A 13,068-nucleotide genomic window follows, 5' to 3' on the forward strand; every position below is an offset into this window, starting at 1 on the left:
TATGAAAATGTACTTTTTACTAATCGTTGTATTTTCTGCGTTTTTTCTCAATGGCTGCATATCTCAAAATCCAGACCCTACACCTAAGCTGCAACATGCTCTACTGGCAAAGCCAAATAAAACAGCCGTTAGCAAAGCAATTAAAACACTTGTACATATACAAGAAACTCAATTAGCTGAGAATGTATTTACTACCAGCAGCACAGTAACCCTTAGCAATGTGGGTGGTAATAATATTATCGACACGCAAAGTCGCAATACACCCGATCAGTTTGAATTGATGATTAAAGGCAAGCAATGCTATATACGCCACCTTGATAGTAAAGCCACTATTGAGCTTAAAGACGTAGAATGTAGAATTAACGAGTTATAACAAGCTAAAACTTTACCAAACAAGTAAAAGCCGGTAAGTGACTAATCACTTACCGGCTTTTTAATGCATGACCTAAAGTTAGGTTAAAAGACTATTATTTTATTTCTACGCGTTGAGAACGCATAACAATCTCATCATTTAATTCAATACCCAACCCTGGCTCTTCTGACACTTCAAAGAAACCATTTTTAGGTTGTGGGTCTTGTAAACATAACTCGCGGTTCCACTTTTTAATCGCATAAGTGTGGTGCTCATGAATCAAAAAGTTAGGGATAGCCGTTTCTAAGTGCAGTGATGCTGCTGTTGCAACAGGCCCGCCACATACGTGAGCTTGAATACGCACATCAAAGATATCTGCGTAATCACACACTTTTTTGGTTTCGGTAAAACCACCACATAAACCAATATCAGGTTGCAGAACATCAATACTTTGATCTTCTAAATACGGGCGCACACCCCAACGATTATACAAACGTTCACCACCAGCAATTGGCACATTAACTTTATCTGCTACTTTTGCATGTAATGAATGGTTTAAATAGTTAACTGGCTCTTCAAAGTACATACAGTCAAATTCTTCTGCAATTTCACCCAACTGAATGGCTGTTGTCACGCCTGGTAAACTGTGGCATTCAAAAATAATATCCACTTCGTCGCCTACTGCTTCGCGAATAGCTTGCATACGTGCACGGTATAGCTTCATTTCAGTGCGTGAGATTATTTTTGTACGGTCGTAATAAGTATTGCCGTCTTTATCGTACTGAATTGGATCTACTTTTACTGCATCGTAACCTTCGGCCATCGCCTTTAAAGCCGCTTCTGCATATTCTTGCGGTTGTACTAGCGCTTTAAATTCGCTATCCCAGTCAAACTGTAATTGCGATGCGTAAGTGCGTAGTTTGTCGTTAACTTTACCGCCTAATAACTGGTATACAGGTAAACCAAGCGCTTTACCTTTTATATCCCAAAGTGCGGTATCAATTGCGCTCATTGCAGCATATACAACAGGTCCGCCGCCTAAACCCCAAAAACTCTCACGTAACATGCGTGACCATAGTTTTTCTGTTTGAAAAGGGTCGTGGCCGATTAAAAAGGCGTCGGCCATTTCTTTAATCATAGCCGCTGCAGCACTGTGACCTAAATCGTATGCAAGGCCCGCTTCGCCAACACCACTAATACCTTCGTCAGTATGAATACGTACAAACACAGGTGTCCAAGAAGGTCTATCAGGACAGTGAATATCAAATACTTCAACGCGATTTACTTTCATTAAAATTCCTTATTAACCGCTATGGGTTATTTTGCAAAACTAGGGTCAAGTCGATACGCTTTACGTAACATCGCAGGCCACGCAAGTTGCCCGCCAGTGCTACCACTGTGTACTACGTTTGCTTGATTATAAATATTGTCGATTATAGGTTGCGGTACTTCAATCACCTCTTGCGAGCTTGATTGTAGCGCTAGTTGAATTTCACACGCTCGCTGTAAATCATAAAAGCGCATAAACGCATCGCCTACCGTTGGGCCTACTGTTAAGCCACCGTGATTTACCAATAACATATGGTTAGTGCTGCCCAAATCATCTTGCAGCACTTTTCGCTCGTCGTCGTTTACTGCAAGCCCTTCGTAGCCATGATAAGAAAGCGATGGCAGTGAAAACATTGAATATTGGCTAAGCGGTAATAAACCATTTTTTTGTGTAGCGACTGCGATTGTTTCTTTAGTATGAAGGTGAATAACACAATGAGCGTCTTCGCGTACCTCGTGAATCGCACTGTGAATAGTAAATCCAGCTGGATTAATACTAAATGGCGTATCGTCAATAATGTTGCCGTCTAAGTCGACCTTTACTAAATTAGAGGCAGTTACTTCATCAAAGGTTAAACCAAACGCATTCACTAAGTAGTGGTCGGTGCCAGGCAAACGTGCTGATAAATGCGTATAGATTAAATCCCCCCAACGAAAGTGCTCTACCAGTCTATAACACGCGGCTAAATCAACACGAAGTTGCCACTCTTGTGCTGATACTTTATTTTTTAAATCGAGTTGGGGTAAATCAAACATAATAAGCCTTTTAAAAACGTACATTATTAACCTGTACGAACAGATGTTTAGAAGTCTAAAGCAGTCTCTATTTTATAGCAAACACCAAACAAAACAGCCACACTATTGTGTGGCTGTTTATAAAACTAAAATACCAATTGCATTAAAATGGTATAACTGCGTAAATTATTTTACGTTAGCTAGGTAATCTGCAATTGCTTCAAACTCTTCATCAGTTACCGTTGCAACCATTGCTTTCATAGCCATGGTCATACCGTTATTACGTGCACCTGACTTAATATCTTTCATTTGCGCTACTAAATAGTCTTTGTTTTGACCGTTTAGTTTAGGGTACATACCCATAATTGGTGCTTTACCTTCAGCGCCATGACAAGTTTGACAATTTTTAGCGGTATAAAGTGCAGCGCCATCGGCAGCAGCTGCATTAAACGAGAAGCTTGCGGCTAAAGTAATACCCGCGCCTAATAGTAGTGTTTTCATCTTGCTCATTGTATTTACTCTTCTTTTTTGACGGTTAGAAAAACTGTTCTATTGATTGTAGTAAACAATCAAATAAAAAGCATACGTACGAAACGACGCTAGACGATCAACTTAACCAAAAACCGCTAACTCGTTTCTGTCTCACTTTTATATACTTTAGCAAATAAAAATGAGCTTACCCTTAATAACTTATTACCACACTATATCATCTGGTACTTCAAAGTCTGCGTACGGGTCATCTTCATCTTTTGGTTTGTTTTCTGGCTCTACATGAAAAACAATATACTTTTCGTCAACTTCAGCCACTTTGCGTGCTGGTTCGTCGTCTAATACGTAAAACTGCCCTTCTAGTACACAAATAGCTAAACGACCGCCCGATAACGCTTTTTGCGTTTTCTCGTTCACGTCGATATTTTTTACTTTATTTTGATAAGTAAAATTAAATGTGCGCTCACCACGAATAGCGTCTTGGTTGTGGTGCTCTAAAATTTGTTTAACACGCGCTTCTTGTTCGCGCTGCTTTAAGCTCACTTGGCGTGTTTGGTTAAGCTCTTCAGCTTTTTTTTGCTGCTCTAGCTTGGTTTGTTGAATATGCTTTTGCAGATCACTTGGGTTGCTAGTAGCCCCTTTCTTTTGCTTTTTTTGTTGCTTACGCTTTTCTGATTTAGCAACTTTAGCATTATGCGATGTTGTTAATCCTGCTTGAAGCAATTGGTCTTGTAATGAACCCATGACTTTGTTCCACTAAAAACTAATATTATCGCTATTTTAATCACCAACGAGTTCAAATAACAGCGCTATCGACATTAATCTAGCAAACTAGTTAAAACAAACCATGATATAGCGCAATGGCTATGGTTTTAATTATGAATTAAAAGCAATTTTTAATACAATACCAGACAACCAATCAGCAAATGCACAAGCCATATAATGCGTTTACCTCATCTACTCGTTTGCTCGGTATTTATATTTTTTGTGCTTTATGCACCGCAACCCCTACTTAGCCTTTTTGCGAGCGAATTTAATGTAGCACCTGCGGTAGCTGGCAGCTTAATGACTGCAACTATGCTGCCTTTAGCCATTGCCCCGCTCGTTTATGGTTTATTTTTAGCAAAAATAAATCCACTACTCATACTACGTATTGCAATGGTACTTTTAGGGCTTAGCTGCTTACTTTTTATTTATGTACCTAGCTTTGAGCTTTTATTATTAGTCAGATTTTTACAAGGTTTAACGCTCCCCGCAGCTTTAACAGCAATGACTAGCTATATAGGCATGAGTTATAGCGCCGATACACTTCAAAAAAATATGACCCTTTATATTGGTAGCAGTATAGTTGGTGGTTACTTTGGACGTGTGCTTGCCGCTTTGTTCAGCGACTTATGGAATTGGCAGAGCTTTTATTACGTAATTGCTTTTATGCTTATTTGCTTAGCTTTGACAATTAAGCATTCTCGCTTTACAAACCCAGCTAAACAGTCGCAGCTCTCCCCACTCGATTACATTAAACAACTTAAAGAAGGCGCTGTACTTAAAGTTTACGGCTCCGTTTTTTGTATGTTCTTTTGTTTCGCTGCACTACTTAATTACTTACCGTTTATATTACAAAACACATTTTTAATTACCAATACTCGTGACATAGGTTTAGTTTACAGTGGTTATTTAATTGGTGCCCTCGCCTCTATTGCTGCACCTTGGTTACTTAAAAAAGTCCCTTCGCCTTGGCATTTATTAACTGCGGTATTTAGTTTTTATAGTGTGAGTATTATTTTATTAATGAGCCATCAGCTTAGCTTATTTTTAATCGCATTTACTTTGTTTTGTGGTGCTATGTTTGTGATTCATTCAACTGCCGCACCGCTCGTTAATAAAATCAGTAAAGCCCCACCAAGTGTAACCAATGGCGGATATGTATCGTTTTATTACAGTGGCGGTGCATTGGGGTCGTTATTACCCGGTGTGGTATACCAACATCATGGGCAAACAGCGTTTATGTTTACGATGCTCGCGGTTTGTTTATGCGGTTTATCGTTAATTATGTGGGCTTATTTTGAGGGTAAAAATACAACGCGCGGTTGATGCTTTGTGTGATTAAAAAATATTTCTAAGTCAGCTTTACTAAGCAACCATGTTTGGGTGTTTTCAAACGGATGACAATGAAACAAATCACCGTGCCAAATATCTTGGTCAACCCATAAGCTCACTTCGTTTTGCTTATCATTTAAAAGAGCCAGCATAGATACACACCCAGGAGCCACTTTTAAATACGTTGCTAAGCGTTCACTCGATGCAAACCCTAAACGCGAAAGCCCTTGTTGCTTTGATAGTGCCTTTAAATCGAGTTGCTTATTGTGCGCTGTAATAACTAAAAAGTGTCGCTTGCCTTCGTTATCGCGTAAAAATAGGTTTTTAAGACGAGTACCTGGGCGCTCAATCATAAACTCATCTGCCGCTAAGCTAGTATGTAGCGGCGGATGCTCTATTACATCGTAATTAATATCTAGGTGCGCCAAAAGCTCTGCTAACTTAGTTTTATCAGCCAACATATTACAAACAACGCCCTCTTAGTTGTACACTCAAATCTCGCCATAAAACATCATTAACTTCATGCTTGTTGTCGCAATACTTACGATCTTTTAGCTCTTGATTTAATAATTCAACTGCTTGGTCTTCTAGCTGTAACTTCAGAATGCTCGATTCTTCAAAATGCTCTTTCTCTATATACTGCTTAACCTCACCACGACTTGGTCTCTTATTAGGACCACGGTCTAAGTTAAAGTTTTCACGATGCTTAGCTTTTACCGAAACAACATAAGCAAAAAGCTTATTACCTTGCTCATCTTGTTTTTCGTGAAACTGTTTATTATTTATTTCAAAAGGCGGCTCATCATTTGAGGCACAGCCAGCGAGTAAAACCATAAGCGCTAGAACACATTTTTTCATTGTTTTTTATCGTTTTAGTTTTGAATTAAGCCGAGTCTAACAAAAATTGACGTAAACAGTGAAAATTTACGAAAAAATACTTGACCAAATTTATAAAAAAACTTAAAGTTCGTCCCGCTTGGAACTCAGCAGTCAAGCAGTTACATTATATGTAACTTAGGAATGTGGGGCTATAGCTCAGCTGGGAGAGCGCCTGCCTTGCACGCAGGAGGTCAGCAGTTCGATCCTGCTTAGCTCCACCACTTTCCTACTCCTTTTCAAATTCGTTCTACTCTTCTATTTTTCCATTGTTTTTATTATTTTTTGACACCCTAATATTCTAATTTTTCATTCTATATAATTTTAAATCTATCCATTCAACTTGTGTCTTTACAAGTTCTTAGCTATACATAATGTCATACATTAGTACTTTAGGCTTAACATGGACAACCCTAAGCGTTCAACGCTAAAAAAGCTAGCTGCAATAGGTTTAACAGCTGGTGCAATAACACATGCGCCTTATGTTTTTGCCCGAAAAAAAGTCACATTAAGAGTGCTTGGTACGCATGTAACACTCCAAGAGGCTATCCGCAAGCAAGCGATGAGTGACTTGGGTATTAATATAGAATTTACTCCCGCAGGCAGCGCTGCTGTTTTGCAAAAGGCATCAATGGACCCTAGCTCCTTTGATTTATACGAACAATGGTCAGACAGCATTAATGTGCTTTGGGATGCAGGTTCCATTCAGCCAATAGAAAAAAAACGACTCACCTACTTTAATGAGATAAATCCACTCACTAAAACGGGAAAACTAACCGAAACTGCAAGTATTGGTGCAGGTGATGCCCCCTATAAATTATTAAATGTTCAACCCGATGGCACATTAAGCGCACAAGAAAGCGATCATCTTAGCTTTTTACCTTATGTGCATAATGTTGACTCTTTTGGTTACAACACCGACTTTATTAAGCCCGGTATAGCATACGAAACAGAAAGCTGGAGTTGGCTGCTTAATGACGAGAACAGAGGTAAAGTAGCTATTGTAAATGCGCCTACCATTGGATTATTTGACCTAGCCCTAGCAGCACAAAGTAAAGGGCTTATAAAGTTTAACGATATAGGTGCAATGACCCGTTCAGAACTTGATAGATTGTTTAGTATATTACTCGATTTTAAACGCCAAGGTCACTTTAGTGGCTATTGGAACTCGGTTCCTGAGTCGATTGAATTTATGAAAAGTAAACGAGCCCACATAGAAAGTATGTTTTCGCCTGCAGTTTCTGCATTAAACAGCCAAAATATTAATGTACGATTTGCCGCGCCAAAAGAAGGCTACCGAGGCTGGCATGGTGTTATGTGTTTATCGTCACAAATACAAAGTAGCGCAAAAGATGCTGCGTACGATTATATGAATTGGTGGCTTTCAGGCTGGCCTGGTGCATTTATTGCTCGCCAAGGTTATTACATTAGTAACCCGCAGCGCTCTAAACTACTCCTATCTCCGCCGGAATGGGATTACTGGTACGGTGGAAAAGCAACAAACATAGATTTATTAAATACCAATGGCGATGTAGCAGTAAAAGCAGGTGGGCAACGTAATGGCGGTAGTTACCATAAGCGCTTTAGTAATGTAGCAGTGTGGAATACAGTTATGCCAACCTATGACTACAGCCTGCAAAAATGGTATGAGTTGATTAGCCGATAATGATAATAAACTCAATTAAATCAAAAATAATATTAGCTCTGTGTTCGCTGATTGGATTACTTCTTTTACAGAGCTATTTGTTTAACTATTCGCAAACGTCTTTACTTAACTTGCAAAAATCGCAGCATAACGCACTTATTCAAAGTGAAGCTGTAACTAACTTAGAAAACGATATTATCTCCCTGCAAGCGCATGCTGTCTCATTTATTGACAATGCAAATGAAAATACGATTACCAAATTTAATTTTTATTTAAATAAGGCAAACTTAAATCTTGAGCAGCTAAAAACAAACACTCTAAACCTGACCCCTGAGTATCAAAATTCACTAATACGCCTTGGCGAATATTTAAATAATTACCAAGATACATTTGGCCAAGTTGTCATAAACAGACAAAAACGCGAACACCTTTACACCACTCAGTTCAAAAAACCTATTGATGACTTACAAGTAACAATTATTGATTTAGAAGAGTCTTCAAACAATGACAATAAAGTTATTTTTAACGATGTTTTACTCACAATAAGTAATTTAAAGCACGCTGCTGTAAGCTACCTTTATAAGCCTAACTTTGATGAAGCGCAAAATGTAAAACAAAACCTAGATTACTTACATAAAAAACTAACGAGTACGTCTGTAATAAATGAGTCCCTCTCCAATAAAGCAATAAGCTTAAAACAAGCTTATAACAAACTTGTATTGCTTACCCGCAGCTACACTTTTTCTGTAAATGTAGTGCTAACAGGCATAGAAAACGAATTGCTGTATTTAACTAATGAAATTAAAAATATAGAAAAAAATAAACTAACCGAAACAGAAGAGCTACTAAGTAGCCACTTAACAAAAAATACAGAACAGGCAAATATATTTGCCGTTTTAATTATGTTAATCATTTTATTATTAAGCTATTTTATTTTTAGATCGGTTATAAAACCGATTACCCAGCTCACTTTATTACTTAAAGATATGAATAGCGAAAAGCCAGTAATTATTTCAAATACCAGCCAAAATCAAACTGAAATAGCATCGGTAATAAAAGCAGCCAACGCTTTATATTTAAAAAATAAGCAAACCAAAGAGCTACTCAATGAAACCCGCGTATTAAATTCCCAAATGGAAGCAATGAATGCCGACTTGACGAGCGCTATGGAGCAAACCGATAAAGCCAATAAAACAAAAATAGATTTTGTAGCCAATATGAGTCATGAACTTCGCACTCCAATGAATGGCATATTAGGTATGTTGCAGCTTTTACAAAGCAGTGAGCTTCCCTCAAGGCAAAAACATTATGCTGATAAAGCTTTTTCAAGTGCTCAAAATTTGTTGCAGATTTTAAATAATATTCTGGATTTTTCTAAACTAGAATCGGAAAAAGTCCAGTTAGAGCAAATCCCTTTTACCTTACATACTATTGTTTCTAACGTTCAAAATTTATTCTCAACAAATGCCAAGCAAAAAGGCTTGCTACTAAATTTTACTTTACACGTTGATGCAGGACTTGAACTTATTGGCGACCCAATGCACTTAAGCCAAATAATAAATAACTGTGTAGGTAACGCAATTAAGTTTACTGAGCATGGTGAAATATCATTAATTATAGAAGCGACATCTCAACACGAAAAAACAATAAACCTTCGCTTTAGTATAAAAGACACGGGTATTGGGATGACTGAAGAGCAATCAAAAATTATATTCCAGTCTTTCTCGCAAGGCGACTCAAGCACAACAAGAAAGTATGGTGGGACCGGTTTAGGACTCACTATAAGCAAACAATTAACTAAATTGCTAGGCGGAGATATACAAGTAAGGAGCACGATTAATCAAGGTAGCGAGTTTTTCTTTACTCTACCCTTTACTTTATCTGAGCAACAAAAGCTTAAAAAACACGCCTTATTAATTAGCCCCGATAATGAGCAAATTAAAAAATTAATGGACTTGCTAAGTGGTATAGACATAACGACAGAAACAACAAAAGAACCATTAAGAGCCATTGCAAAAATGTCTCAGCCTAGTAGCCCATTTAGTATTGTAATATTGTCGGTAGAAAAAAAAGAGCTCAACGATAACTTTATTTTACAACAACTGTATGCTCAAAATAAAAACGGTAATGAAAAATTGACACTTATTTTATTAATTACCGATGAAGAGTCTCCAGAACCAATTGCAAAAAATGAAAATATAAACATTATAATTATTGGTAATAAAAATAGTGAAGTAGAAATTTTAAGAGCACTCGCACCAAATAATTTTAAAGAAAAGCAATTAAAGCCCCATCCTAAATTCTCAGGTTTTAATGCATTAGTTGTTGACGACAATAAAATTAATCAAGAAATAGCTTCCGCTCTTTTAGCCAGATTAGATATGACCGTGATCATTGCTGATAATGGACATGATGCATTAGATAAAGTAGAGACAAATGACATCGATATTATTTTTATGGATGTTCAAATGCCAGTTATGGATGGGCTTGAAGCAACAAACATATTAAGAGAGCGAGGCTATAAAACTCCCATAATTGCCATTACGGCAGCCGCAGATCCTAATGATAAAAAAGCAGCGTTTAGAGCGGGTATGGATGGTTTCTTAGTAAAACCGATTATTTTTGATGCACTTTACGAAAGTATAGAAAAGCATCTGCAAAGTAGTGAACCTCTGAGCACTATAAATCGGCCTTTAGCAAAGGAAAACCTAGAAAACAATGACAAATTGTTAAGAAAATTATTTACGCAGTTTGTAAACGATTACAATGACTTTTCGATTAAAGCTGATATATTAATCAAAAATGGAGAGTTAGAAGGCTTAATTCGACTAGTACATACACTCAAAGGCTTGGCCGGCACATTAGGCTTGGAGCTACTACAACAAAGCGCGCAAAGTGTTGAGAAAAGCTTAATAGATAATAAAAGTATTAACTTATCTCATTTTAACGAACAATTAACACTTACACTTGTTGCCGTAAAACAATTTTTGATAGCTGATAACTTTAAAAAAGAACATATACAGCTACATCAACTAGAAAACGAAGACTCGGTTATCGATAATATATACTCATTAGCACTAACGGCTCGCCCCGTACCTAGCAGTTTGGTTAGACAGCTAGAAATGAATCAATATGAGAGAGGCCACTCTCTATTTAAGCTCAAAGAAGCAATTGATCATTTTAACTACGCGCTAGTAATAGAGCTGATTGATAAATATAGAAACGATAATAAAAATTAGGCATAACCACTAACCTGAACTAGATTTAATATTGCAAAGAGCGCAAAGAAGGATAGATAGTGCATTCAAATTATCTCGCAAACAGTAATGGATTAACTACAGAGAAAAAGCATAAACCTTTAATTCTTATTGTTGATGACGAACCTAGTAATTTACACGTATTAGTAGAAGGGCTTTTAACTGACTACGATGTACGTATTTCTACTAGTGGCGAACAAGCATTAGTATTTGTTGAGTCAACTCGGCCTGACTTGATTTTATTAGACATAATGATGCCCGGCATGGACGGCTACGAAGTATGTAATATACTCAAAGCGAAACAAAATACCAAAGGGATCCCTGTCATATTTGTAACAGCGCTTACAGAAGAAGAGTCTGAAGAAAAAGGCTTTGCTATGGGCGCAATTGATTACATACATAAGCCTTACAAACTAGCTCTAGTTAGAGCACGCATTCGCACTCATATTACAGCGCAAGGCATGCTAGACAGGTTAATAGAAAAAAACTTTGATCTGCACGACAAGCTACTCGAAATAGAATCGCTAATACAAGAGCTAAGCCAGCGTGAAGAAGAGCTAAAAGAACTCTCATCAAAACAAAAGTTATTTTACCAAGCCCTAACGGGAACCGCCGATGGTGTTGTTATTACCGATAGTAATGGCAAAATTATAGCCGTAAACCCTTCATTTTGCCGTATAACCGGTTACTGTGAATCAGACTCACTGCAAATGCAGTTGCACGATATTAAACAAAATAACCATCCTAGTATTAGCTTTGACCAAGTCTGGGAACATGCGAATCAAGCAGGCTATTGGAGTGGTGAGCTTGTAACCAGACGAAAAAATGGCGAACTTTATCCAGAGCTACTAACTCTCAGTATGGTTAAAGGCGATCAAGATACTAACGTGCACTATATTGGTGTATTTAGTGATATTTCGAGCGTTAAAGTAACCCAAGAAAGAATTCATTACCTTACATGGCATGATGAACTTACGGGTTTACCAAACCGAAATGGGTTTTTAAAGCAGTTAGAGCAGCAACTTCAGGTTTATAGTACCGAAAATAGTTATGCCTATATTTATATTATTGATATAGACAGCTTCCACTCAATTAATGATGGATTAGGCTTACTCGCTGGCGATTACATTCTTAAAGAATTAACTAAACGAATTCATTCTAAGGTGAGTAAAAAAGATGTTATTGCTCGCTTAGGCAGTGATGAGTTTGCAGTGCTGTGTACAGTTGAAAAAGGTGTGGGCAGAGCTAGAGCTCAAGCTATGGCTGAAAATAAAGCCCAAGAGCTACTTATAGGTATAAACCATCCATTTAAAGTGGATGAGCAAGAGGTTAGCTTAACGGTCAGTATTGGTACGTATATTTTTCCACGAGAAGATCAATGGGAAAGCGCTATTGAGACTATTCGTAACTGTGAAGCGGCCTGTTACAAAGCAAAAGAGAAAGGCGGCAATAGAGTTACCTTTTTTGATACTTCATTTGGCGAGCAAGCAAAACGCCGTTTTGAAATAGAACAAGATTTACGTAAAGCTATTTCTAATAATGAACTATCGCTATATTTACAATCCCAATTTGATCGAAACCAAACCCTTAAGGGCGCTGAGGTTCTATTAAGATGGGAGCACCCTCAAAAAGGCTTTATTAGCCCTGGTGAGTTTATATCTATAGCTGAAGAGTCAGATATAATTTATGATTTAGATTGCTGGGTAACTTCAAATGCACTTGAAATACTAACGCAACTTAGTAAAACCCACCCTGAGTTAAACTTATCAATTAATATAAGTGGCAGGCACTTTCATGAAGCGCGTTTTTTAAACTTTATTAGCCAACAGATAAAGCAACATAACATTAATCCTCAACAACTCACTATTGAGATAATTGAAGGTACGTTACTTAATCATATGGAAGCGGCTATTGAAGCTGTTCACTTTCTCAAGAAGCTAGGTATTAGAGTATCAATTGATGACTTTGGTACTGGATATTCGAGCTTAACCTACCTAAAACAATTACCAATACAAGAACTTAAAATTGATCGTTCTTTTGTTTTAGAGGCACCTACCGATAACAACGATAAACTAATTATTGATATGATTGTAAGCTTAGGTCGTTTATTTGAACTCGAGATAGTTGCTGAGGGCGTAGAGAACCAGTCCCACTTTGATTTACTACAGGAGTATCCTGAGGTTATTCTGCAAGGCTATTATTTACATAGACCTGAACCTGCAAGTGATTGGTTTAAAAGGTTAAAGTAACTGTAGAGTGATTTATAAACTTAAAAGCCGAGCATGAAT

At 37.5% G+C, this 13,068-nt stretch carries 11 protein-coding genes and 1 tRNA gene; 6 read left to right on the forward strand and 6 right to left on the reverse strand.

Translation table 11 applies throughout. From position 1 onward, the window contains the following. Position 1 precedes the first annotated feature (1 nt). Positions 2–373, forward strand: a complete 372-nt coding sequence (locus tag FFU37_RS13860; protein ID WP_138489735.1) for a hypothetical protein — start codon at positions 2–4, stop codon at positions 371–373. Between the two features lie 94 nt (positions 374–467). On the opposite strand, the gene FFU37_RS13865 is transcribed toward FFU37_RS13860, so the two are convergent. The 4 genes from FFU37_RS13865 to FFU37_RS13880 all read right to left on the reverse strand — a co-directional run bounded on the left by FFU37_RS13865 (position 468) and on the right by FFU37_RS13880 (position 3,649). Continuing rightward, positions 468–1,643, reverse strand: a complete 1,176-nt coding sequence (locus FFU37_RS13865) for a mandelate racemase/muconate lactonizing enzyme family protein (RefSeq protein WP_007375956.1) — start codon at positions 1,641–1,643, stop codon at positions 468–470. A 26-nt stretch (positions 1,644–1,669) separates the two neighbouring features. After that, positions 1,670–2,437, reverse strand: coding sequence for a class II aldolase/adducin family protein (locus tag FFU37_RS13870; RefSeq protein ID WP_010554363.1), 768 nt, complete (start codon positions 2,435–2,437; stop codon positions 1,670–1,672). 165 nt (positions 2,438–2,602) lie between these two features. Beyond that, on the reverse strand, positions 2,603–2,926 hold the full coding sequence (locus tag FFU37_RS13875) for a c-type cytochrome (RefSeq protein ID WP_002957866.1): 324 nt from the start codon (positions 2,924–2,926) through the stop codon (positions 2,603–2,605). Positions 2,927–3,109: 183 nt separating this feature from the next. After that, a complete protein-coding gene (locus FFU37_RS13880; RefSeq protein ID WP_002957867.1) occupies positions 3,110–3,649 on the reverse strand; it encodes a DUF2058 domain-containing protein in 540 nt (179 codons plus the stop codon). Between the two features lie 198 nt (positions 3,650–3,847). Here FFU37_RS13880 and FFU37_RS13885 point away from each other — a divergent pair, with 198 nt between their 5' ends. Then, entirely contained in the window at positions 3,848–4,996 is a 1,149-nt protein-coding gene (locus FFU37_RS13885) for an MFS transporter (RefSeq protein WP_138489736.1), read from the forward strand. On the opposite strand, the gene FFU37_RS13890 is transcribed toward FFU37_RS13885, so the two are convergent. Beyond that, positions 4,963–5,463: a prolyl-tRNA synthetase associated domain-containing protein gene (locus tag FFU37_RS13890; RefSeq protein WP_002957869.1), complete on the reverse strand. Its 501-nt coding sequence runs from the start codon at positions 5,461–5,463 to the stop codon at positions 4,963–4,965. The genes FFU37_RS13885 and FFU37_RS13890 overlap by 34 nt on opposite strands. A 1-nt stretch (position 5,464) precedes the next feature. Next, a complete protein-coding gene (locus FFU37_RS13895; protein WP_002957870.1) occupies positions 5,465–5,860 on the reverse strand; it encodes a putative periplasmic lipoprotein in 396 nt (131 codons plus the stop codon). 166 nt (positions 5,861–6,026) lie between these two features. Here FFU37_RS13895 and FFU37_RS13900 point away from each other — a divergent pair. The 4 genes from FFU37_RS13900 to FFU37_RS13915 all read left to right on the forward strand — a co-directional run bounded on the left by FFU37_RS13900 (position 6,027) and on the right by FFU37_RS13915 (position 13,029). After that, positions 6,027–6,102, forward strand: a tRNA-Ala gene (locus tag FFU37_RS13900). 179 nt (positions 6,103–6,281) lie between these two features. Continuing rightward, on the forward strand, positions 6,282–7,544 hold the full coding sequence (locus tag FFU37_RS13905) for an ABC transporter substrate-binding protein (RefSeq protein ID WP_039489032.1): 1,263 nt from the start codon (positions 6,282–6,284) through the stop codon (positions 7,542–7,544). Then, positions 7,544–10,762, forward strand: coding sequence for an ATP-binding protein (locus FFU37_RS13910; RefSeq protein WP_138489737.1), 3,219 nt, complete (start codon positions 7,544–7,546; stop codon positions 10,760–10,762). Before FFU37_RS13905 ends, FFU37_RS13910 begins: the two co-directional genes overlap by 1 nt. A gap of 59 nt (positions 10,763–10,821) precedes the next feature. Next, the gene (locus tag FFU37_RS13915; protein WP_138489738.1) at positions 10,822–13,029 is read left to right on the forward strand and encodes a two-component system response regulator; all 2,208 of its coding nucleotides are present in this window, start codon (positions 10,822–10,824) and stop codon (positions 13,027–13,029) included. Positions 13,030–13,068: the final 39 nt, after the last annotated feature.

It is taken from the genome of Pseudoalteromonas distincta (assembly GCF_005877035.1).
GTDB classification, from domain to species: domain Bacteria; phylum Pseudomonadota; class Gammaproteobacteria; order Enterobacterales; family Alteromonadaceae; genus Pseudoalteromonas; species Pseudoalteromonas distincta.